General features: G+C 54.3%; 18 protein-coding genes and 1 pseudogene. 12 read left to right on the top strand and 7 right to left on the bottom strand.

Annotated features, from left to right (window positions below):
- Positions 1–932 precede the first annotated feature (932 nt).
- Entirely contained in the window at positions 933–2,024 is a 1,092-nt protein-coding gene (locus FHW04_RS22680) for a mechanosensitive ion channel family protein (protein ID WP_089562521.1), read from the top strand.
- Between the two features lie 260 nt (positions 2,025–2,284).
- Positions 2,285–3,340, top strand: a complete 1,056-nt coding sequence (locus FHW04_RS22685) for an alpha/beta hydrolase family protein (RefSeq protein ID WP_089562522.1) — start codon at positions 2,285–2,287, stop codon at positions 3,338–3,340.
- On the opposite strand, the gene FHW04_RS22690 is transcribed toward FHW04_RS22685, so the two are convergent.
- The 3 genes from FHW04_RS22690 to FHW04_RS22700 all read right to left on the bottom strand — a co-directional run bounded on the left by FHW04_RS22690 (position 3,282) and on the right by FHW04_RS22700 (position 6,324).
- The gene (locus tag FHW04_RS22690) at positions 3,282–4,361 is read right to left on the bottom strand and encodes a helix-turn-helix domain-containing protein (protein ID WP_227022004.1); all 1,080 of its coding nucleotides are present in this window, start codon (positions 4,359–4,361) and stop codon (positions 3,282–3,284) included. The genes FHW04_RS22685 and FHW04_RS22690 overlap by 59 nt on opposite strands.
- A gap of 234 nt (positions 4,362–4,595) precedes the next feature.
- On the bottom strand, positions 4,596–5,441 hold the full coding sequence (locus tag FHW04_RS22695) for an MBL fold metallo-hydrolase (RefSeq protein WP_031376948.1): 846 nt from the start codon (positions 5,439–5,441) through the stop codon (positions 4,596–4,598).
- Positions 5,442–5,781: 340 nt separating this feature from the next.
- Complete coding sequence (locus tag FHW04_RS22700) at positions 5,782–6,324, bottom strand: hypothetical protein (protein ID WP_031376949.1); 543 nt, start codon at positions 6,322–6,324, stop codon at positions 5,782–5,784.
- A 162-nt stretch (positions 6,325–6,486) separates the two neighbouring features.
- Here FHW04_RS22700 and FHW04_RS22705 point away from each other — a divergent pair, with 162 nt between their 5' ends.
- The 6 genes and pseudogenes from FHW04_RS22705 to FHW04_RS22730 all read left to right on the top strand — a co-directional run bounded on the left by FHW04_RS22705 (position 6,487) and on the right by FHW04_RS22730 (position 13,701).
- Complete coding sequence (locus tag FHW04_RS22705) at positions 6,487–7,377, top strand: LysR substrate-binding domain-containing protein (protein WP_069729574.1); 891 nt, start codon at positions 6,487–6,489, stop codon at positions 7,375–7,377.
- Positions 7,378–7,478: 101 nt separating this feature from the next.
- Positions 7,479–8,087 (top strand): glutathione S-transferase, encoded by a 609-nt coding sequence (locus tag FHW04_RS22710; protein ID WP_089562523.1) that lies wholly within the window; start codon positions 7,479–7,481, stop codon positions 8,085–8,087.
- A gap of 585 nt (positions 8,088–8,672) precedes the next feature.
- Positions 8,673–9,875 carry an MFS transporter gene (locus FHW04_RS22715; protein ID WP_181956063.1) on the top strand — a complete coding sequence of 401 codons (1,203 nt, stop codon included), beginning with the start codon at positions 8,673–8,675 and terminating at the stop codon, positions 9,873–9,875.
- A 115-nt stretch (positions 9,876–9,990) separates the two neighbouring features.
- Positions 9,991–12,093, top strand: coding sequence for a DEAD/DEAH box helicase (locus FHW04_RS22720; protein WP_089562524.1), 2,103 nt, complete (start codon positions 9,991–9,993; stop codon positions 12,091–12,093).
- Positions 12,094–12,138: 45 nt separating this feature from the next.
- Positions 12,139–12,519, top strand: a pseudogene (locus FHW04_RS22725) (ATP-dependent helicase); the annotation flags it as partial.
- Positions 12,511–13,701 (top strand): oxidoreductase, encoded by a 1,191-nt coding sequence (locus FHW04_RS22730; RefSeq protein WP_422662139.1) that lies wholly within the window; start codon positions 12,511–12,513, stop codon positions 13,699–13,701. The pseudogene FHW04_RS22725 and the gene FHW04_RS22730, both read left to right, overlap by 9 nt.
- 44 nt (positions 13,702–13,745) lie before the next feature.
- On the opposite strand, the gene FHW04_RS22735 is transcribed toward FHW04_RS22730, so the two are convergent.
- From FHW04_RS22735 to FHW04_RS22750, 4 genes are all read right to left on the bottom strand, one after another.
- A complete protein-coding gene (locus tag FHW04_RS22735) occupies positions 13,746–15,245 on the bottom strand; it encodes an alpha/beta hydrolase (protein WP_031376955.1) in 1,500 nt (499 codons plus the stop codon).
- 18 nt (positions 15,246–15,263) lie between these two features.
- Positions 15,264–15,830, bottom strand: coding sequence for a lipid IV(A) palmitoyltransferase PagP (pagP, locus tag FHW04_RS22740; protein WP_069729579.1), 567 nt, complete (start codon positions 15,828–15,830; stop codon positions 15,264–15,266).
- A 332-nt stretch (positions 15,831–16,162) separates the two neighbouring features.
- The gene (locus tag FHW04_RS22745) at positions 16,163–17,614 is read right to left on the bottom strand and encodes a sugar porter family MFS transporter (protein WP_031376957.1); all 1,452 of its coding nucleotides are present in this window, start codon (positions 17,612–17,614) and stop codon (positions 16,163–16,165) included.
- Between the two features lie 231 nt (positions 17,615–17,845).
- Positions 17,846–18,748 carry a LysR substrate-binding domain-containing protein gene (locus FHW04_RS22750; RefSeq protein WP_031376958.1) on the bottom strand — a complete coding sequence of 301 codons (903 nt, stop codon included), beginning with the start codon at positions 18,746–18,748 and terminating at the stop codon, positions 17,846–17,848.
- A gap of 197 nt (positions 18,749–18,945) precedes the next feature.
- Here FHW04_RS22750 and FHW04_RS22755 point away from each other — a divergent pair, with 197 nt between their 5' ends.
- From FHW04_RS22755 to FHW04_RS22770, 4 genes are read left to right on the top strand one after another with little or no spacing between them, the layout of a single operon-like run.
- Complete coding sequence (locus FHW04_RS22755; protein ID WP_031376959.1) at positions 18,946–19,695, top strand: SDR family NAD(P)-dependent oxidoreductase; 750 nt, start codon at positions 18,946–18,948, stop codon at positions 19,693–19,695.
- 52 nt (positions 19,696–19,747) lie between these two features.
- Positions 19,748–21,046 (top strand): MFS transporter, encoded by a 1,299-nt coding sequence (locus tag FHW04_RS22760; RefSeq protein ID WP_031376960.1) that lies wholly within the window; start codon positions 19,748–19,750, stop codon positions 21,044–21,046.
- Between the two features lie 12 nt (positions 21,047–21,058).
- Entirely contained in the window at positions 21,059–21,901 is an 843-nt protein-coding gene (locus FHW04_RS22765) for a transketolase (protein ID WP_031376961.1), read from the top strand.
- Between the two features lies 1 nt (position 21,902).
- Positions 21,903–22,913, top strand: coding sequence for a transketolase family protein (locus FHW04_RS22770; protein ID WP_089562526.1), 1,011 nt, complete (start codon positions 21,903–21,905; stop codon positions 22,911–22,913).
- The last annotated feature ends 1,065 nt before the right edge of the window (positions 22,914–23,978 follow it).

Here is a 23,978-nt window from a genome sequence, read left to right on the forward strand (position 1 = left end):
ACTTTTGCTTTGCCACGGAATGGTCTGTGTTGTCGGGAGGATGCGTGATCTGATCCTTCAACTCAGCAAAAGTTCGATTTATTCAACAAAGCCTCCCCGTTTTAGCGTTCTACCGAGACGGCGATTCTCTGCCTGATATCAGGCGTGCATTATCGTCTGGAAAAAATGCGCAGATGCTGTTCAGCGCGCCGGCTAAGTGTGGGCGGGTAGCGGCGGTATGACTCAGTGAACTGACCGAAACGCATAAAATACTCTGCCAGCCCTGGACCGGATCATCTCGCCGAAACGGCAGCGTTCGCTTAACCCGACGAGCCAAACGGTATCAATGTCGTCTCACGGGTTCCGACCACGCGTGCGCATCTTATGATGATGGCGGGATTAACATTGGTCTCTCACCTGCCGTTATCAGCGGGAATAATTCCTCTGTGCCTCTTCCGGTTGCGATAGCCTGCATTAGCCCATCACATTCATCACGCCAGCCGGTTTGCAGAGGCGCTGCTGCGGAACCGCTTCCGGAGATCAGCTCAGCTCTAATCAACTCAGCTCAGCTCAGCGGCGGGGAGCGGCACGGCTCATCACCCAGACAACTGCGTTTCAGCATAACCACGCCGGCCGCAACCATTTTCGGTTAACCCGGCCACTATAGTTCATACTAAATGCTGTGCATGTCGTCGCGCTGCGACGGGCACACAGCGTGGACGCCCGGCTATCTGGCCGGGCAGCAAACGACATAACGATGCCGATGTGGGCATTGATATTGATAAATTTCGGGATTTCAGGAGATTTCATGTGTTACGTCAGTTGATAAATTGAATTACGGGTAAGCCGGGGTGTTACGTGATTTACCTGCTGATAACCGTGAAAACAACGGTTACTGAATTTTTAAATTTATCTGACAACCCAAGGTTGTTGACTGAATATAAGGGAAAATAATGCCGTTGATATTTGATGAGTTATCTGGCCTCCCGTCATGGGTGCCTGTTGTATTACTCTTCTCTCTCTCGTTTGTATTGGGTTTTCTCGCACGCCTTATCCTTCTCAGGTTTATTCGCTACTGGCAGAGTCGTGACCGAAAGCTCTTCAAGTCACTTGAAAAGCACCTTCGTGGATCGATGTTTCTTTTTATTCCCCTACTGCTGATCAATGTAGGGATAAATTACATTAACATTCATCCGGACCTGCTGGTATTTATCACCAATACAGTAAACGTCTTTATAATATTATCATTTTGTTCAGTGTTAATCCGGTTGACCAACGTAGCGCAGGATATGCTTTATATCCGCTACGACATTAATATTTCGAATAATCTTCGTGCGCGCAAAATTCGCACGCAGATCATTTATGTGAAGAAAGTCGTGATCGTCATACTGGTGTTATTCTGCCTCTCTCTGATTCTGCTCAGTTTCCCTGGCGTCCGGAAATTTGGCACCACTATCCTCGCCGGTGCTGGCGTAGCCGGTATTATCATCGGCTTTGCCCTGCAGAAGTCGCTGGTCAATCTGTTTGCCGGTATTCAGATCGCTTTTACGCAGCCGATCAAAATTGACGATGCGGTGGTGGTAGAAAAAGAATGGGGCTGGATAGAAGAGATCAACCTGACATATGTGGTAGTGCGAATCTGGGATTTGCGCCGGCTGGTGTTGCCGATCACCTATTTTACAGAAAATCCATTCCAGAACTGGACGCGCAATAATGCCCAGATTTTAGGCTCAGTTTTTCTCTACGTTGATTATTCGATGCCTCTGGAACCGCTGCGACAGCATTTTGATAAGGTGCTGAATGAAACCAAGCTTTGGGATCGGGAAACTAAGGTGCTTCAGGTGACCGATACCACCGAGAAAACCATGACCATCAGGATGCTGATGACCGCTCAGAACTCGCCGATAGCCTTTGATTTACGCTGTTACGTGCGGGAAAAGATGATTGAATTTATTCAGCAAAATTACCCGCAGAGTCTGCCTCACGTCAGGGCCTCCCTGACCGATACCGCTCCTGAGAAACGGAGTGAGTTGCAGGCGTTTTAGATAAAAGTGGAAGGTACAGCGAGCTGCTTAAGCGTCAGGGCCGCTGTACGTCCACTTCTTACTGATAGCCGACGCTGCATAAGCTCTCCTTTAATCCGCGAGTCATTCACGCTGGTAGTGATATCCAGGCATCCGGATGTCAGAAATCAGTCTGGAAGAGGCTTAAAAAGCTAAATTCAGGACCTTAATCATGTTCCAGGACGCCAGAATGACCAGTCCGATCTATACCTGCTGCTCAATCAATCGCTACAGGACTGTTTATGTTGTGCATCCGCGTTTTTTGTTTATTGACAGTTTTTCTCTACGGCTTGCAGGCTCAGGCCTATCCAGGTTTTCGCCAGCTAAGGTTATCCGACTCGACGCCGGAAGCTTTAAATGTGACGGTGTGGTATCCCGCGGCTTCTGAGGGAAATACAGCAGATAAAGGAAGTAATCCCGCTTTCGTTGGCGTTACGGTGATCCCCAATGCGCCGCCATTGGCTGGGGCTCACCCGCTGCTGGTTATCTCACACGGATACAACGGAAACTGGCGCAATCTGTCATGGATTGCCGCGGCGATGGTAGCTGAGGGATATATTGTTGCCGCTCCGGATCATCCAGGCACAACTACCTTTGATCAGAACCCGGTAAAGGCTAAAAAGCTGTGGCAACGTCCGCACGATTTGTCCCGGGTTATTGATTTCGTCACTCGCTCCCCTGCGCTTTTCGGCGTAACGGACAAGGACCGAATTGCTGCTTTAGGGCACTCTCTTGGCGGATGGACAGTCATGTCGCTCGCAGGTGCGCGATTTGACCCTTACCGGTTTATCCAGGATTGTCAAAACCATCCCCAACGGGGCGACTGTCGGTTGACAGAAAAGCTGGGTATTAATGAAGCATCTTCGCGGGAAAAAATGACGGCAAATAACAAGGATGGCCGGGTCCGGACTATCGTTGCTCTGGATTCTGGCTTAGCACCGGGTTTTACGTCTCAAAGTCTGAATGCGATACACATACCCGTCATGATATTAGCCGCCCAGGCGGACAAACTGGCAGATTTGCCTGCAGCCGGGGAGTCGGGATATCTGGCTGCCAACATCAATCCGGACTGGAGGCACTATGAAATAGTCGAGGGCGCCACGCATTTCAGTTTCATGCAGCGTTGTAAACCCGGCGCTGAAAACCTGTTACACAAAGAATCACCGGGTGATGAGATTGTTTGCCAGGATGGTGCCAATGCAAATAGATCGGATATTCATCAAAATCTGGTTCGTAAGATCAGTGCATTCCTGAATGCTGCTCTTGATTATTCTCCACCTGCTGTCGGAACAAGGTAGGCGATGCGCCAGTGACCCGCAGGAATTCACGATTAAAATTTGATTTAGTGGTGAATCCAGACTCCAGCATGATCTCCGTCACGGGCAAAAGGGTGCTTAACAGCAACACCTTTGCCCGTTCAATTCTGAAGCCGTTGATCCACTGCGAGACATTACACTGACTCACAGAATTGACCGCGCCGGAAAGTTGTCGTGCTGGTATACCTGTTTTTCGTGCCAGAAGCGTTAGCGTAAGATCAGGATTAAGATAAATTTGGCTTTCATAAACGTATTTTTCGAGTCTGTTATAAATCTCCGAAAACGCGTTCGCAGGCGTCACAGCATTAATGGGGATCGCTTCTTCCCTGCTATTATTCCCGGGTGTCGTTGTTCTTCCCGCACTGATAATAGCTGCGGCAATCAGAGGGAGCAGTGTCATCTGGAAAAAAACAATGATACCCGGTGCCTGTTCTCCAGCGGCGATGCTGAAGTCAATTGCAATCGCGAGATCGGTTAAAGCAGATATCCAAAGAAAGCTGCCTGCGAAAAAAGCCATCCTGACGATATGTGTTGTTTCAGTCAGTCGGCTCAGCGTGAATGTTGACTCCCCCCGCCATGCAATACGGAAGAGCTCACATCCATACCCCGCAAATATGATAAACAGGATAACATCCGTCGCAACGGGCCAATAAAACCTGAGCAATAAGGCCGTTGCTGGAGGCAATAAAAACATCAGCCAGCGATGCTGCTTATTCGTTTCCGTCATTGAGATGAAACAATGCCATGCCAGAGGAGGCAGCAGTATTGCCAGCACTGATTGAATATTCCTGAGCATGGCTGATTCGTATTGCCAGCGCAGCATGCTGAAACAAATAAGCGCTATACAGGCGAAAAGGAAACGCAGAGTGCCGCCGTGGCGTTTTTTTTCAGAGAATAGCGCTGTCACAATCAAAATCAGCAGCGCCACCAGCGTAATAACAGGAAAGGGAACAGAAAACATAGCCTCAGTACCCGAATAAAAGTTTATAAGCAATATTTGCATACATGCCGGTAACCTGTCGCCTTAAAAGTCATACCAACAAATTTTATCATCGGGGGTTTATCTCTGATGGCTTCTTGCAACGCCAGCACGTCCTCTCTGCCTGCCGATTCCGTTGCTGATAGCCGTCACATCCTCGTGAGTCACTGATCCTGTGCTGCCTGCAATCTGCCCCACTTTTAATTAACAGGACGGGGTAAGAACGGCTTCCGAAAGGCGTTCACCAGACGCGGTTGCTCATTCATTCTGCTGGTAGACAATACGGTATCCCTGACCCGCTTCAGACACGCGGGCAAATCCCTGCCGGTCTAAGTGCATTCCTGCAATCAGCAATTTTTCTCTTGCCGCTTGTGAGAGAATTTTTTTCCGCGTCTCTTCAGCCTGACGAGGGTCACAGTCAAAAACAACTGAGACTTCCGGGCGTGCTGCCTGGATAGGGGGGAAATGGACGATGTCTCCCCAGATCAATAAGCTTTCTTCAGCTGAAGTGATGCGAAATCCGGTATGCCCTGGCGTATGTCCTGGCAACCAGACCGGAGCAATGCCCTCAGCGATCTCATCCTGGTTAATCAGGCGTATCTTGCCGGCATACGCGCTTAGCGCCCGTCGGGCCAGCTTAAAATTACGCTGTCCGCGCTCATTTGCTCGTTTGAAGTTTTCTTCATCCTGCCAGTATTCCGCTTCAAGAAAATGAAGATGAAGTTCGGCATGTTTAAACATGGGCTGCTCTGCTGCATCCAATAATCCGCCAATATGGTCAGGGTGGCCGTGCGTCAGTAATACGCTATTCACCTCATCCGGGCTGACACCGGTTGCAGCAAGATGACATGCAAGCTGTCCGCCCACATTGTTCAGACCACCAGCACCAGCATCGACCAGCAGGGTTTGTCCCCTGCCCTGAATAAGATAGCCATTGATATGAATATTACCGGGCTGAGTGATACTGGCATTGTGTTGAATATCCGCCGCTTCTGCTATATCAATGCCTGACAGTAAATCCAGGCTGGCTGACATCACGCCATCACTGAGAGCGGTAACCAGATAATCCCCAATCTGACGCTTTGGAAAAGCAGGATAGTTCATAATTTCCTCTGATTAATTTCCGGCAGTATTTGGGGTGTCGCAGAGCCAGAACAATCAACACGCGCGGTGAATCCTGCGGCTCCTGAACGGCCTGTTGCCGTTTGTGCATAAAATCCTGTATCGCGTCTGGCGTGCGGAATGTTGTCATATGACAAAGGCGTTCGGCATAAATTGGATGTCTGCATCCGGGTACTATTTTGAAATAAATGATATCGACGCTTGCCGGCTTTGCGCCGGGAGTGCGGATACAGCGAGCACGGCAGACAGGCGTTATGTCGCTTAGGCCACCGCAACTGTCTACCTGCTCCAGCTAAATATACAAACTCAGGTCAGACATATTTTATGCACGTTCTTCGTTATCTGCTCCATGCGGCGGGGTCAGTTGCGACGTCAGCGGCGCATAACGGTATGCTCCGGTCACATCTGCTATCTGCGCAGCAGCTTCACGCGTCATCACATAGGCAATGCACTTCGCCGGCATTCTGTCTAACCCTGATGCCACCATCGTGAGTGCATGGCATCCCAGCCTCTCAACAAAACGTAATGGCTGGGTACTGAGCAACAGGATTTCATCTCTGGAAACAGCGGGCGCGATCCCTTCACACTCATAGAGGTTACGATGCCAGTCTGTGATGTGCTTCTGCCAGCGTGAAAAGTTGCCCCCTCCTTTCAGTAAATACTCTTCACTGGTTATCACCTGCGCATCTTTCACCGTATGAATGGCGAGATACATCGGGCAGTCCTGGCTCAGAGCCTGAAAGCGCTGGGAGCTGCTAAAGCCGTTAACAGAAATCAACGCTGGCAGTTTTTCCAGACTGTAAAACGCATTCCATTCTTTCTCACTTTCAGGATCGGTATAGCTGCACGCCACAAGGTAGAACATCGCCTCACCTCTGCATGAAATAAAGCAGTACTTTACAGCCCTGCTTAGTGACTTTAACTCATGCTATATGCTGTTATTCCAGTTATAAAACGATATTAACGCACCCGTTAGTGAGTTTTTGTCACTAACCAATCGTCTTACTTTTCGTATAAGGCAATTTTAATGCGCAGAAAAATCCCCAGCAGCGCTTCACTTCAGGCGTTTGAGGCTGCGGCCCGGCACGGTAATTTTGCCCGTGCCGCAGAGGAGTTGTCACTGACAGAAGGCGCCATCAGCCGACAGATTGCTCGCCTGGAGTCTCTGCTCAACTGCAGACTGTTTGACCGTACTAAAGCCCGGGTAAAGCTTAATCCGGTCGGGGCACGCTATGCTCATCACGTAAGGGAAATGCTCGAACGGCTTGAGCGGGATACACAGTTCGTTATGGGAATGCCTGAAGGCAGCAGAAGTCTGGAAATAGCCGTCCTGCCCACCTTTTGCAGCCGGTGGCTTATCCCCCGCCTCCGCGGTTTCCAATCTTTATACCCGGACATCACCGTGAATATCGCGGCCAGAACCGATCCCTTTATTATGACCGGCAGCGGTTTTGATGCGGCAATACATTTTGAACACCCTGCATGGGCGGGTATGTGCACCCACGCTCTGTTTAAGGAGAAACTGGTGCCGGTGTGCCATCCCGATCTATTAACCGATCAGAATGTGGTCGAACAATTAAACAGGCTGCCTCGTATTCACAGGCGGCAGAATCCTGATGCCTGGCTTCATTACGCTGAACAAAGTGGCATAGTCCTGGATAATCCGGCGCAGGGCGTAAGGTATGACCTTCATGAAATGGCTCTGGCTGCCGTGTTGGCGGGCCAGGGCGTAGCCATGATTCCGCGTATCTACGTCGAAAAGGAACTGGAAAGAGGAACACTGGTGGCACCCTGGCCGGACTCAGAGCAGTTGAGCAAGACATTTTGTCTGGTCAAACCGCTGGAAACAGGAATAAATGAATCTGCCCTGCAGGATTTTGAGCGCTGGTTGCAGGCTGAATCGTTGCTGGTGAGATGAAACCTTAAAACAGGCCGGCCACTTTTTAATGGAAGATGTCCCGTTGCCTGTCGCCGAACAGTTAATTGATTTTGTTAATCAACAGAATATGAGGTAGAGCCATGATCCTGATCGGAATGCTGGATTCACCCTATGTCAGACGGGTTGCTATTTACATGAAAGTATTGGGTATTCAATTTGAACATCGCCCGCTTTCGGTATTCAGCGATTTTGATGCCTTAGCAAAAATTAACCCAACCGTTAAAGTCCCAACGCTTATCACAGATGATAATCAGGTGCTGATCGACTCAACACTGATCATTAATTACCTTGAGAAATATTCCGGTCATACGCCTGTACCCACATCAGCGTCCGAGGCGGAAGAACAACGCGATCTGCGTCTTACCGGATTCGCCCTGGCTGCCTGCGAAAAAGCGGTGCAGATTGTCTACGAACAGCGTGTCAGGCCGGAAGAAAAACAACATCAGCCATGGGTGAATCGGATCACTCAACAACTTCATGGTGCCTGGCAAACGCTGGATAACGGGCTGCGGGAAAGTCATCCTGATATGTTGTCCGTGGCCGGTATCAGTATCGCAGTCGCCTGGAGTTTTACAGATGTGATGCTGCCGGATACGGTGAGCCGTGCGCGGTATCCTGAAGCGGCCAGATTTACATCACTGGCCGAACAGCAAACCGAATTTTTAACCACGCCGATGAAACAGGCCTGAAGGGTCATTAAGAGCGGTGACGCAGGATATGATAGCCGGGCTGCACAACGCTGGTATTCATTACCGGGCTGGATTGTTGTAATCGATGACAATCTCTTTCCGCCGCCAGCTTAGCGTCAGGGCGGCTCAATCCTGGCTGCCGCTGAGTCCGGCTATCATTCTATTTTTATCGCACACTAATCGGTGGCATAGATGGCGGCCTGAACAGGCAGGCGCTGGCTCGGCTTCGAGCTTCTTTCCATAAACAGCGTCGGGCATCTGTCGATACGGCCTGTTCACCTCTGTTTCTGCTGTCTCCTGTCTCCTTTTCATTCACTGTAATCAGTGACTCTATTCTCCGCGAATCCGTAACGCAGCTATCCGTACAAACCGGCTGACGATTATGCCTTTATGGATGCAACACTATAAAATGACTATTTTTCAATAAGTTAATTATAAAACGACCTCTCCGAACCGGGTTCCCCACCCGGTTTAATCCCCTCCTGCTAACTGCACCGCAGGAAAGGTTAAAGCAAAGATATTGCATTAAGGCCGCGCTGCCCGTATACCTGATTAAAGCTAATCCTTTGCATTAAGGTATAGATCATGACAGCCATCCAGCCCGCTTTGACACCTCAGTCTGCTGTGCGTCTGACGCTTTTCAGCTTCACTGGCGCGGTACTGATTTCAGCCACCAGCAGTGCCCCGACGCCGCTTTATCCGCTCTACCGCACGCTGTTTCATCTGAGCCCATCGCTGCTCACCGTGATATTTGGGGTCTACGCTTTCGCGTTACTGGCCGCGCTGCTGACGGTGGGGAAAATTTCTGACTATACCGGCCGCCGGCCACTGATGTTGCTGGCTCTGGCGCTCAATAGCGTGGCGCTGATGATTTTTATCTACGCTGATTCTGCCGCGGTTTTAATCGGCGCCCGGATGGTTCAGGGCTTTGCGACCGGTATCGCTTTACCAACCTTTGGAGCTACCCTGATCGATGCCAATAAACATCGTGGTCCGTTGCTCAACTCAGTCACCGCGTTTCTGGGAATGACGCTGGGAACGCTGGCAGGCAGCATCCTGGTCACTTACGCTCCCTTCCCTACCGTCACGCTTTATGCGCTGTTGTTGCTGACGATGCTGGTGATGATGGCGCTGTTACCGCTGATACCCGAAACCATTTCACCACAGCCGGGCGTGCTGGCTGCACTCCGACCGCAGGTGATGATCCCGCGTCGGGCGCTGGGGCCGTTGTTGAAAGTCGCGCCGGTGAACATTGCGACCTGGATGCTGGGCGGATTCTATCTCTCATTAATGCCGACGCTGGTGATCAGCGCTACCGGCCTGACTTCACCTTTTGTTGGCGGCAGCGTGGTGACGACCCTGATGCTGAGCGCGACCGCCGCGGTGTTTATCTTCCGGTCGTTAGCACCGGCGCGAGCGCTGTTAATCGGTACGCTGATGCTGATAGCTGGCGTCAGTGTCACGCTGACTGGCGTTGGTTTGCATAGCGTCGCCTTGCTCTATCTCGGTACTGTTATTGCGGGACAGGGATTTGGCTCAATCTTTTCAAATGTGCTGAAGATCATTATGCAACTGGCGGAAAGCCATGAGCGTGCCGGGTTGTTCTCTGCCTTTTTAATCAAAAGCTATCTCGCCTTTGCCGTACCGGCGATTCTGGCAGGCATCGCCGCGCCACACATTGGTCTGACCCAGACCGTATTTCTTTATGGCATGACGATAGTGATGCTGGCGCTGGTGTCGCTGCTGGCGGTGCGATCCGGTTCATTTGCCAGCACAGCACAATCCTGAGGAGTGGGCTGAATGACGTGCCGTCAGTCGGCACGTCATTCACAAACGGCGATTATCATTTACACTCAACGGGTTGATTCACTGAGCGCTGTCGAGGCGTAACGCCATAAATACCATGCCTGAATCCGGTCCTGATAATGCTTTAGCGCTGTTTTCACCCGCCACGCGGCGCTGGTTTTCTACCGCCTTCGACGCCCCTACGCCGGTGCAGCAGTCGGCATGGCAGGCTATTGCCAGCGGTCAGCACTGTCTGGTGATTGCGCCAACCGGCTCAGGGAAAACTCTGGCGGCTTTCCTGACCGCAATCGACTCTCTGTTCCATTTACGCACCGGGCAGCCTGCGCCTGACCGCCAGACCACCACCCGCATTTTGTACATATCGCCGGTAAAAGCGCTGGCGGCCGATGTGCAGCGCAACCTCAATGTCCCGCTGGCCGGCGTGGTTGCCGAACGTCAGCAACGCGGCGAGCCAGAGATAAGGTTGCAGGTCGGGATGCGATCCGGTGACACGCCCAGCGCGGAGCGGGCAAAACTGCTGCGACGGCCACCGGATATTCTGATTACGACCCCGGAATCGCTGTTTTTGATGCTGACCTCAAAAGCCCGCGATACGTTGCAGGGCGTCACCACGGTAATCGTTGATGAAGTGCATGCGGTGGCGGGATCAAAGCGCGGTTCTCAACTGGCGCTCAGCCTTGAGCGGCTTGATGCATTACTGCCGCAGCCCGCTCAGCGCATTGGCCTGTCCGCCACGGTACGCCCGGTCGAACGGGTGGCGGCATTCCTTGGCGGCTGTCAGCCGACTCAGGTGGTGAATCCCGCCGCTGGCCGCACCTTGCATCTCAGCATTGAAGTGCCGGTGACCGACATGACCGATATCGCCAGCGATCCGAAACCTCATAGCGGGACGGGCCAGGCCAGCGGATCTATCTGGCCCCATATTGAAACCCGCATTCTGCAGCTGGTAATGGCGCATCGTGCCACGCTGGTGTTTGCTAACTCACGCGGGCTGGCAGAAAAACTGACCGCGCGACTGAATGAACGCTACGCGGCGGCGCAGTCAGCGGAAAAACAACCGCATCCGGCGCAGCAATATGACTCTTTTGCCGGCGGCAGCCAGAATCGCAGCGACAGCGCGTCCGCGGTTATTGCGCGATCCCACCACGGTTCGGTATCGAAAGAACAGCGCAGCGAAATTGAGTCGGCGCTGAAACAGGGTGAACTGCGCTGTGTGGTGGCGACGTCGAGCCTTGAACTCGGCATTGATATGGGGCCGGTCGATTTGGTGATTCAGGTCGGCGCGCCGTTATCAGTGGCCAGCGCGCTGCAACGGGTAGGCCGGGCCGGACATCAGGTTGGCGGAGCCTCGACCGGTATCCTGTTTCCCCGCACCCGCCGCGATCTGCTTGACGCCGCCGTGACGGTACAGTCGATGCAGAACGGTCAGCTTGACGCCCTTTCGCCGCCGCGTAACCCGCTGGACATTCTGGCGCAGCAGACGCTGGCAGCGGTCTCTATGGATCCGTTGCAGGCGGATGAATGGTTTGAACGGGTGCGGCGTGCCGATCCGTTCCGCACTCTGTCACGCCGCGTGTTCGACGCTACGCTGGATATGCTGGCCGGCAAGTTTCCGTCGGATGATTTCACTCATCTGCGTCCCCGCCTGGTCTGGGATCGCCAAAGCGGCCTGCTAACGGCGCGGCCCGGCACTCAACATATGGCCGTCACCAGCGGCGGCACCATTCCCGATCGCGGCATGTTCAGCGTTATTCTGCCGGAGGGCGAAGAGCAGTCAGGTTCGCGCCGGGTCGGCGAGCTGGATGAAGAGATGGTTTACGAATCGCGGGTGAATGACATCATTACCCTCGGCGCAACGTCATGGCGGATCCAGCAGATAACCCACGATCAGGTGGTGGTGGTGCCAGCGCCAGGCCGATCCGCACGTCTGCCGTTCTGGCGCGGCGAAGGTATTGGCCGTGCCGCCGATGCGGGTGCCAGCCTGGCGGTTTTTTTACGCCAGCTTGATAGCGCCGCGCCCGACGAGGCACAACGTTATCTGCGCTCACTCGGGCTGGATGACAATGCGGTCAACAATTTGCTGGCGTTACTGGCGGAACAGCGCTCAATCACCAGGGTTCTTCCCAGCGATCGCACCCTGGTGATTGAGCGCTGCCGTGATGAAAGTGGTGACTGGCGGGTGATCCTGCATTCCCCCTAGGGGCAGCGTATCCATGCGCCCTGGGCGCTGGCGATTGCGGCACGCATTCAGCAGCGCCTCGGCATTGATGCGTCCGTGGTCGCCAGCGACGACGGCATCATTGCCCGCTTTCCCGACAGCGAAGGTCGGGTGCCAGGCGCGGAACTGTTTGTGTTTGATGCCGATAACCTGACGCAGCGCGTTTCTGACACCATCGGCGGATCAGCGCTGTTCGCCGCCCGCTTTCGTGAATGCGCTTCCCGGGCGTTGCTGCTGCCGAGGCGCAATCCGGGTAAACGATCCCCGCTCTGGCAGCAGCGTTTACGGGCTGGTCAGCTGCTGGAAGTGGCTCGCCAGTATCAGGATTTCCCGATCCTGATTGAGACCGCACGCGAGTGTCTGCAGGACGTGTACGACTTGCCCGCCCTGCACCGTCTGATGAATCAGATACAGCAGGGAAGCGTGCAGTTTGTCGAGGTCACGACTGACGTCCCCTCACCGTTCGCGGCGCCGCTGCTGTTTGGCTATGTTGCAGAATTTATCTATGCCAGCGATGCGCCGCAGGCAGAGCGCCACGCTTCTTTACTGGCGCTCGACAGTAACCTGCTGGGCGAACTGTTGGGTCAGACCGATAAAGGTGATTTGCTGGCTCCGGCCGTTGTCGGGCAGGTAGAACAGGAGTTACAGCGCCTGGAGCCACGCTATCAGGCCCAGCATGCCGAAGGCATCGTCGATCTGCTACGTGAACTCGGCCCGCTGTCGCAAGCTGAAATTGAGGCGCGTTTCAGCGGCGATCGGCAACAGGCCATGGCGGCATTACGGCAGTTTGCGGCGGCACAGCGGGTAATCCCGGTCACCCTTGCCGGTGAGGTGCGCTGGGCGGTGGTTGAAGATGCCGCCCGTCTGCGTGATGCCGTTGCCGCAGGGGTTAATCACATTGATACCAGTGATTTTTACGGCCCGCATGAAACCAACAAGCTCATCAGAAAAGCGTTGCATCCTTACCCACAGGACCTGTGCATTGTGACTAAAGTCGGTGCCCGGCGGGATGATAAAGGAGGCTGGCTGCCAGCGATGGAGCCGGAAGCGCTGACCCAGGCGGTAGAAGATAACCTCCGTCATCTGGGACTGGATGTGATCGAGGTGGTAAATCTGCGCAGCATGTTTAATGCCGCGAAGCCCAAAGAGGGTTCGCTGGAACCGCAACTGGCGGCATTGCTGGAACTGCAATCACGCGGGCTGATCCGGCATATCGGTCTGAGCAACGTTACGCAGCAGCAGATTGCCGAGGCGCAGGCTATGACGCCGATTGTCTGCGTGCAGAACATGTATAACCTGGCAAATCGTCAGGATGATGCGCTGGTCGATCAGCTGGCACAACAGCAGATCGCCTATGTGCCGTTCTTCCCGCTGGGCGGCTTCTCACCGTTGCAGTCGACCCGATTAAGTGACGTTGCCACTTCGCTGAATGCCACCCCAATGCAGGTGGCGCTCGCCTGGCTGCTGCGCCGTTCGCCCAATATTCTGCTGATCCCTGGCACCTCCTCACCGGAGCATTTGCAGGAGAACCTCGCCAGCGCCCGCCTGACGTTAACCGATGAGATCATGACAACGCTCAACGGCTTCTGAAGCCTGTAGCCCGCCTGGCGGGCTTTTTTATCCGCGGGATGCCCTCAGAAACGCCTGAGGCATTCCGTGAGCTGCGGCCGATCGCTACAGCCGATGTGATGATCGATTCTGTCGATCATGTAGGGATAAAACGGATTCGAGGTGGCACGCATAATCGAGTCGAGGCCGACAATCAGCACCGCACTCTCACCGCGCAGCGACAGCGTGCCAAAGCTGATGCCGAACTGATTTTTTACCGCTGGCTCGCTGCCATATAACCCATCCTGCGGCGGAAACGGGATCGCGACGTGCGACAGAGAATAGAGACCGGCCGGGTAATTGATCGCCAGAGGTTGCGTCTGTTCAGTGGTCTCACCGGCACGCACGGTTTTGGTCACCATATTTAGCGAGGTCGCCGAGGCGTTGGTGATCACCGTTGAGGTATATAAACGTCGGGCAGCCGGCAGCAACTGATTAACGGCGGTGTAAGAGGAGTGACGAAACAGTGGACTGACGCTGACCGCCTGATTGATATCGAATAACACCAGCTCACTGCCGTTATCCGGCAGATAGTTATACAGCGAGCGGATAACCGACGGGGTGCTGACGGTCGAGTCCATCACCGACTGAAAGGTCAGTACCGGCGGGAAGTCGGCCAGCTGCTGACGCCGGGCCTCCTGCACAATCTGTTTTTGCAGCGCCTGGGTGAGTAAATAGGTCTGGCGGGCCGCGTGTACCGGAAAGGAGTTGTATTTGAAGGGATTGAACTCTGGCACAATGTTCAGCCACGCGGTTTTGGAAAAAGCTGGAAAGATGGAAGGCAGCCCGGCGATACCGGCAAACCGGGCGAAGCGGGTTACCCCAATCATCGGTGACAGCAGGATCAGCTGCTGCGGGCGGCGTAAATGGTGATCGGCCAGGCTATCGAGGGTGTATTTCACCGCCAGCGCCCCGCCGTTTGAAAATCCAACCAGATGCAACGGCGCATTCTCACCCGCCAGCCGGGTAGCTTCACGTACCGCTAGTCGCGTGGCGGCCAGCCAGTCCTGCCAGTCTACATCGGTCAGACCCGCCGGGACCGTGCCGTGACCGGGTAACCGCAATGCCACCGCGACAAAACCCTGCTGCTGATAAGCTTCTGCCACATGGCGCAGGCTATAAGGACTGTCAGTCAGGCCGTGCAGTAGCACTACCGCGCCACGCGGTATGCCCGCGGGCCGCAGCACATAAGAGCGGTTCCAGTCGTGATCAAAACTTTCAGGGTAGATCATGCTGTGGGCGTAGTAGCGATTGAGCGGTGTTTTCTCATCCGCCTCCAGCTTGTCGCTGACCTGCCGTTTCATCTCATCGAACAGCCGGTTCTCTGCCGTCAGGTAATCGGCATAGCTGGCGTGATCGAGCTGCCCGACGCTTAACTCATGCGGAACCCAGGTGTGCCAGCGGTGTAATTCTGGTCCGCGACCGGCCTCATAGACCCGCAAAATCAGCAACAGTATCACCACCAGCGCAGCGGCGAGCGTGATACGTCTGGCCCAGCGGGCAATAAAAGTTAACGTCCTGCTCATGCATCCTTTCCTGAGAAATTAAAATCCATAACGGAACCAGGCAAATAAGACATTGCCGTTGTTATAGGTCCCGGGAATATAAGTGAACTGAAGATTAAGTGCTTTATAACCGGCGGAGAACAGCGGCAATACGATCGGCAACGGAATATATCCGCCGAAATCATCGCGCGCCGTTATGCCTGCGGTCAGTCCCGCGCCTAACCGAAAGTCCTGATTCGCGCCCGGATACCAGCCTTTCTCCCAGCCATAACCGACAATCGGCTGCCATTTATTGTGCGAGTCTTTAAACGCCATCGCATATAACGCGCTCCAGTTGCCGCTGTCGTTGTAACGTGAAATCCCCAGACCACCGCCCCACGGCATCTCGTTATAGTGGTCGGTTTTCTCTTTGTCATACATGAAGCGGGCATGCCAGCTGATAAAAGGCAGATAAACATCGGTGTGCTGCGGCACATTCCACGTTGTGGCGACATCATCCGTCACGCCGTCCCACCACGAAGAAAGTGATGAAACCGCGGTTTCTGCGTAAAGCGGCCCGGCGGCCAGCGTCGAGGTAAGCAATACCGTTGCAATGGCATTTTTCATAGCAGGTCTCGTCAGCGCGCGCAGGTCATGACGAATGAGTATAGCGCAGCGCCTGAGATGCAGATTGTCAGCGGTCATGCTTCGCTTAATTCACTGATAAGCCACACTAAGCCGGTTAGCATCCGCCGTGCCGATCGGCCAGCAAGCAGAATTTCAGGCTGAAATCGCCAGCGGTGCGCACATTTTAACCGAGGGTTTTCTGCTGATTACAGTGAACGTCAGGCGGAGGAGATAAGGGGTTCAGACCAGGTATGGCGCGGTCTTCCGCGTATCAGGATAAAAAAAACCGGACTGGGTTCAGTCCGGTTTCGGTGTGACGCTGGCGGAAAAAATTAGCTGGCGTTCGCCACTTCGGATTTTTCGCCAAACTTCTCTTTCATATGGGACTCAATCTCTTCCAGACTCTTGCCGCGCGTCTCAGGCACCATCGCCATAACAAAGATCAGCGAGCCGACGTTAATCGCAGCAAAGATGAAGAAGGTGGTGCTGCCGGCATATTCCATTATCGGCGGGAAGCCAAAGGCGACGATCGCGTTAAAGATCCACTGTAATGAGACTGCGCCACCGGTCAGTACGCCACGCAACTGCATCGGGAACAGTTCCGACATCATCAGCCAGTAGACCGGTGAGATGCACATCTGCATACAGAACAGGAACAGCAGAATACAGCCCAGGGCGAGGTAGCTCTGCATCAGGCTCGGGCTGATGAAGGTCATCACCGCTCCCAGCAGAATCTGCGAGGTGATCACCAGACAGAGGCCGGTAATCAGCATCGCCCGACGCGGGAAGCGACTGACCGCCCAGATACCCACAATGGCCGCCACGACGGAGACCACCCCGTTACCGATGGTCGCGGCAATCGAGGCGCTGGTGCCCAGCCCGGTCTGTTTAAGGATGATCGGGGTGTAATACATAAAGCCATTCACCCCGGTGAACTGGGCAACAAAGCCCAGCCCGACACCGATGATCATCAGACGGATCACCCACTTCTCGCGGATCAGGGTTTTCGCATCAGGTCCGCGCTCTGCCGCCCGCGCCTGCTTCTTCATCTGCGCCATTTCATGACGCACTTCACGCGGCGTTTCGCGCAGGTATTTAAGGATTTTTTTCGCTTCTTTAAGACGACCTTCGGCCACCAGCCAGTGAGGCGACGCTGGCACAAAGAAGGTCCCGATAAACAGCAGCAGGCCCGGCACCATGGCAATCGCCAGCATGTAACGCCACAGATGCTCATCGTGCAGCAGGTAGCTCAACAGAGTACTGGCCACGTAGGCGATCAGCTGTCCGGTAACTATCATCAGCTCATTACGACTGACCAGCGGCGCACGCAGTCGCGGCCCGGCAATTTCCGCGATGAACACCGGCACGGTGGACGAACCGCCGCCAACCGCAATACCGAGCAGGAAACGCATCGCCACCATCACATTGACCGACGGTGCCAGCGCCGTGCCCAGCGAGCCCAGCACAAACAACACGGCCAGGCTGCGCAGCGTGATACGACGTCCGAAGCGATCGGAGAAGAAGCCGCTCAGGAACGAACCGATAGCCGCACCGAACACCAGTGAAGAAGCCACTAACCCTTCAGTGAAGGAGTTCAGCCCCAATCCGCCCTGATCCGGCGGTGAGGTCATATAAGGTAAGGCACCCGAAATAATCCCGGTGTCATAACCAAAAGCCAGCGCACCCATAGTGGCTACCAGCACCACTAAAAAAATACGCTGGCGTACCGTATCGGCAGGCGCGTGTTCGCCCGCTTCACCAGAGTCTGGTGTATTCGTACTCATAATTACCCTGCCATTAACAAGTTAAACATCCGTTGATTAAATTTCATACGGAATAAAAATGGAACTTTTTTACCGATTGGGAGATGAAGTGTAGACGGTATTTTTGAATTAGCTTTAGCAATGCGCTTTTTATGGCGGGATAATTAATTACAAAACAGTGCGCCGAAATAATAGCGGAAGTCGCGCCGGAAGGAGGCGCGGAATAGTGACGAAGCGAAACTTAATTTAACATTATATTAACTCTTTCAGCTCGCTCTGAATCCAGTTTAGGAAGTGGCTAACGCGGGGAAACTGGGCAAAGCCGCGCGGGTAGACCAGATGGTGCGCGCTGACCGGCAGACTATAGTGCTCCGGCAATACCCTGACCAGTTTACCGCTGCGTATATAATCCTCAGCCAGCAGCTCGCTTTCAAAAATAAGCCCATGACCCAACATGGCAGCCTCCAGGCTCATATAGGATCGGTCAAAGCGAAATAACCACTCATTATCCGGCTGGGGTAATTGCTGAGCAGCAAACCACTGCGGCCACTGAATAAGCGGCGATTCCGATAATATCAAAGCATGATGAATTAAATCGCTAGCCTGATTAACCGGATGGCGGGCTAAATAGCCGGGCGAAGCCAGCACCGACATTCTTTCATGGCGGATGGTTTTAATGTCGAATGACTTCCAGTCCGGAAAACCGTGACGCACCGCAATATCAATATTATCGCGGCTGAAAGATAAGTTCTCGTAGGAGCAGGAGAGCGTCAGCTGGAATTCGGGATAGCTGTCACGGAATTTATGGATCCGCGGTAGCAGCCACAGCAGGCCAAAACTGGGCGCACAGTGAATACGCAAATTGCTGCGCGCTTTCTCATTACTGATGCGCGCCGTCGCCTGCGCCAGACCCAGCAGTATCGGGCTGATTTCCTTCAGGTAATGTTCACCCGCCAGCGTCAGCACCACCCCTTTTGCCGAGCGATTAAACAGGATGCAGCCCAGTTCACGCTCCAGTTTTGCCAGCTGATGACTGGCGGCAGAAGGCGTAATGCTTAATTCCTCCGCCGCACGCGCCACGTTGCCAAAATGGGCAACCTGTTCAAACACCCGCAGCGATTTAATTGACGGTAAGTGGTCGGTCTGCTTTTCCATCTCTCCCTCCGTGCAGAAAATTTGTGATGTGTGCCCGTTTTTAAACCGCAGAAATGTTAACTGCATCAAACCAACAAATTCATTCAGCATCAAATGAATTTTTTTGCATTGCCAATATCGACGGCTTTATCAATTCTGATCGTGACCCTGCCGGTAGGCATACCGAACCACTAATAATTATTCTTCTGGAGTGGACCATGTTACTTGAAAATAAAGTTGCGATTATCACAGGTGCGGCTTCGCAGCGCGGCATCGGCCGTGCAACAGCCGCCTGTTTTGCTCACCACGGTGCCCGCGTCGTGGTGCTGGATTTAGATCTGCAGGCGGCCAGAGCCAGCGCACTGGCGTGTGGTGATGGCCATCTGGGGCTGGCCGCCGACGTGACCGATCCGCTTACGGTGCGCCGCGCAGTCGATCAGGTGCTTGAGCACTACGGTCGCATCGATGTGCTGGTCAACAATGCCGGTATCACCCAGCCGGTAAAAACGCTGGATATCCGCGTGGAAGATTACAATCGCATCCTTGATGTGAACCTGCGCGGCACGCTGCTGATGTCACAGGCGGTGATCCCCACCATGCAGCAGCAGAAAAGCGGCAGTATTGTCTGTCTCTCATCCGTCTCCGCACAGCGTGGCGGCGGTATCTTTGGCGGTCCGCACTACAGCGCAGCCAAAGCTGGCGTGCTGGGGCTAACCAAAGCGATGGCGCGCGAATTTGGTCCCGATCAGATTCGTATCAATGCAATTACTCCCGGTCTGATCCAGACCGATATCACCGGCGGTCTGCTGCAGGATGAGCGCCGCCACGCCATCATCGACGGTATTCCGCTTGGCCGCCTTGGCGCAGCCAGCGATGTCGCCAACGCAGCGTTGTTTCTCGCCAGCGATCTCTCCGGTTACCTGACCGGCATCACGCTCGACGTCAACGGCGGCATGCTCATCCACTAACAAGCGCCCTGCCCTGCCCGCACTCGGCGGGCTTATACCGGGAGTGAATACCATGACCACGCTTAACCTGAGCGCAGCCGCTGCTGCGCGCGATCTCACCTATCGCAAAATCGCCTGGCGCTTAATGCCCTGGCTGATGCTGTGCTACCTCTGTGCCTACCTTGACCGCGTGAATGTCGGCTTCGCTAAATTACAGATGATGGACGACCTGTCGCTGAGCGAAACGGTCTACGGGCTGGGTGCCGGGATCTTCTTCATCGGCTACTTCTTTTTTGAAGTCCCCAGTAATCTGATTCTGCATCGGGTCGGCGCTCGCCGCTGGATCGCCCGCATCATGATCACATGGGGCATGATCTCGGCGCTGTTCGCGCTGGTCGAAACCGCATGGCAGTTCTATCTGCTGCGCTTCCTGCTTGGCGTAGCCGAGGCCGGCCTCGCGCCGGGCTTGCTGCTCTATCTTACCTATTGGTTCCCCTCCTACCGACGCGCCCGTATGACGGTGCTGTGGTTTATTGCCATCCCGCTCTCCGGAATGATCGGCGGCCCGCTCTCTGGCTGGATTATGGCTACTTTTGCCGGCTTTCATGGCTGGGCAGGCTGGCAATGGATGTTCCTGCTGGAAGCTATCCCTACGGTTGCAATGGGTTTAGTGGTGCTGCTGGTGCTGAAAGATCGTGTTGAGCAGGCGGACTGGCTGGATGAAGACGAAAAACGCCGGGTACGCGCCGATCTTGATGAGGACAACCAGCAGAAAGCCTGTCACAGCACGGTCAAAGCGTTTGTCGCTGATAAGCGTCTGTGGCTGCTGGCGCTGATTTATTTCTGTGTGGTAATGGGCCAGTACGCCCTGACCTTCTGGTTGCCGACGCTGGTGAGAAACTCAGGCGTCAGCCAGCCGCTGCATATTGGCCTGCTGACCAGCCTGCCCTACCTGTGCGCCATCATTTTTATGCTGCTGGCCGGTCGCAGTGGCGATCGTCATCGTGAGCGGCGCTGGCATCTGGTTATCCCGATGCTGGTGGGACTTATCGGCTTGTCAATGGCGACCTTAATGAGCCACAGCGTCTCTCTGTCGCTGCTCTCGCTGTGCATCGCTGCCGCCGGCATCCTCTCTGCTTCATCGCTGTTCTGGATGCTGCCAACCAATCTGCTGGGCGGAGTCTCTGCTGCCGCAGGCATCGCCGCCGTGAACTGTATTGCTAACCTGGCGGGTTTCTTCTCGCCGTGGCTGATTGGTGCCATCACCACGGCAACCGGCTCGCCCGCATCGGGAATGTATTTTATCGCTGCCGTACTGCTGGGTGGCGCGCTGTGCGTGCTGCGCATCCGGGCAGCAGACGTTAATCGTTAAACAGGAGGTAACATGACTGACCATCTGCACGCATCTTCCGGTCTTTCGCTGCAACAACGCGCCACCAATATTCGCCGCCATGCCTTATTAATGGGTCAGGTTCAGGGACAGGGCTACATCGGCCAGGCGCTGGGTGCCGCCGATTTGCTGGCTGTCAGCTATTTTCATGCCATGAACTATCGTGCCGACCAGCCTGACTGGGAACAGCGCGATCGCTTCTATCTGTCGATTGGGCATTACGCTATCGCGCTGTATGCCGCGCTGCTTGAAGCGGGCGTGATACCGCCAGAGGAACGTGAAACATACGGCACCGATGAAAGCCGTTTACCGATGTCGGGAATGGCAGCCTATACGCCGGGAATGGAGATCACCGGCGGCTCACTCGGTCATGGATTGGGTATCGCGGTTGGCGCCTGCCTCGGCCTGAAGCAGAAAGGATCGACGGCGCGGGTTTTCAACCTACTTTCTGATGGCGAGCTGAATGAAGGATCGACCTGGGAAGCAGCGATGTCTGCCTCGCACTGGCAACTGGATAATCTGATCGCCATTATCGACGTCAACAATCAACAGGCTGATGGTCACAGCAGCGAGATTCTTGCCTTCGAGCCGATCGTGGATCGCTGGCAGGCTTTTGGCTGGTATACGCAGCGGGTTGATGGCAACGACATTGCAGCCTTACAGGCAGCCTTTGATGCCGCCTGTAGCTGGCCGGACCCGCAACCCCGGGTGATTATTTGCGATACCCGAATGGGTAAAGGCGTCTCCTTTCTGGAGAGTCGTGAGAAAACGCACTTCATTCGGGTCGATGCCGATGAGTGGGATAAAGCCCTGACCGCGCTGGAGCAAGGAGCCTGAGATGAGTTCACAACCACAGAAAAAACGCCTGACGACCTCAGCAATGATTGCATCGATCGCCGCCGAGGGTCAGCCCACGGTCTCAGCACCGTTTGGACATGCGCTGGTATCACTGGCGCAGCAACGGCCTGATGTGGTCGGCATGACGGCTGATTTAAGCAAGTACACCGACCTGCACCTGTTCGCTGATGCGTTTCCTGAACGCTTCTATCAGATGGGCATGGCGGAACAATTGCTGATGAGCGCGGCGGCCGGGATGGCGCGTGAAGGCTTTACCCCGTTCGTCACCACTTATGCCGTGTTTGCTTCACGCCGGGCCTATGATTTTATCTGTATGGCAATCGCCGAAGAAAATCTGAACGTCAAAATTGCCTGTGCGCTGCCCGGCCTGACCACCGGTTACGGCCCCAGTCATCAGGCCACCGAGGATCTGGCTATCTTCCGTGGGATGCCTAATCTCACCATTATCGATCCCTGCGATGCGCTGGAGATTAGCCAGGTGGTGCCCGCCATCGCAGAACATCAGGGTCCGGTTTATCTGCGGCTGCTGCGTGGTAAGGTCCCGCTGGTGCTGGATAAATATGACTATCGCTATCAGCACGGTAAAGCTCAGCGTCTGCGTGGCGGTAAGCATGCGGTGATCATCAGCAGCGGGTTAATGACGATGCGGGCGCTGGAAGCCGCCGAGGCGCTGGAGAAACAGGGCATTGAGGTGGGGGTGGTGCATTCACCGGTCATCAAGCCGCTGGATGAAGCGACCATCCTGCGCGAAGCGGGGGAAGCGGTCGACATGAATCGGCTGGTGATCACGGCTGAGAATCACTCGGTGGTAGGCGGGTTAGGCGAGGCGATTGCCGGGGTACTGATGCGTAACAATGTCACGCCGCGCTTTAAGCAAATCGCACTGCCGGATGCGTTTCTGGCGGCAGGTGCATTGCCAACGCTGCATGATCGTTATGGCATCTCTACCGAGGCGATGGTCAAACAAATCACCGCCTGGCTGGCGGGCTAATCCGCATCGAAACCGGGCCTGGCCCGGTTTTTTTTCTGCTTTCCTCTTTCTGGTTTCTGTCGTTCTCTTCAGCCTGCTATCTCTTAATCCCCGTTCCGCCGGGAAAGCCTTAGGCAACGCCGAATCCCCAATCACGCTTTACTGATTGCAGTGGACGGCGACTTTCTGACAACACAACGAAATCTGAAGGCAGCACAACCGCGGGCGACGGCCTTTGTTCTTATCCGGATAAGATGGCAAAGTCTGGTTTACTCCCCGGATAGCGCTATTCACTGTAAACAGCAAATGGGCCAGTTAGCGATTTCCAGCCTGCGATGATGGGGGTATATGACGGGATGAGGCTCAAACTGTGCTAAACAAAACGCTGTTACCGATCGCAGTGAACGTTATGTTGCTGAACCATGCTGGTTTCGTCACGCGAGTCTGCGGACATATCCTGACGACACCGCGTTTCGTCAGCCTCAGTTAACAGCCTGCAAGACAGAATCGCTTATCGGGAGAATAGCAGGCAGAGAGTGAAGTTTTTCCGTCTGAAAAAAGTTATCCACTTTTTCTGTGGATAACTGAGGGATATTTTCTGAGTATCTTTTTTCAGTGTAGCTTCACGGCTTCGCTGCCGTGCCAAAACGCACCTTTTATCAGCCAATCGCTTCGCCTTAAGGCTGTTAATTACGCCCTGAAGGAGTGAAATCGTGGCGATTTCAGGCTGAAATTTTAGATGGTTACCTATAATAAACAGCTACTTAGATACTAAATAACTCTGGCGCACTAATTTGTAGCAGGCAGAGGTCTTTACAGCAGCCTGTTTGCACGGGTCTGAGCCGGTTTGAACGAATGTAAATTTAAAGTTAAGTGGTTACTAATGAACCAGCCACCGCAATTCTTTCATTGCATTGCTGTTATTGTTTTGTCCCGGTTGGCTGACTGAAGAGAAGCGTGCAGTAATAACGCTTATCCACGGCTTTGGCTTTGGCTCTGGCTCTGGCTCTGGCTCTGGCTCTGGCTCTGGCTCTGGCTCTGGCTCTGGCTCTGGCTCTGGCTCTGGCTCTGGCTCTGGCTCTGGCT

The sequence above is a fragment of the Pantoea sp. AN62 genome, assembly GCF_050432985.1.
In the GTDB taxonomy this organism is placed as follows: Bacteria; Pseudomonadota; Gammaproteobacteria; order Enterobacterales; family Enterobacteriaceae; genus Pantoea; species Pantoea brenneri.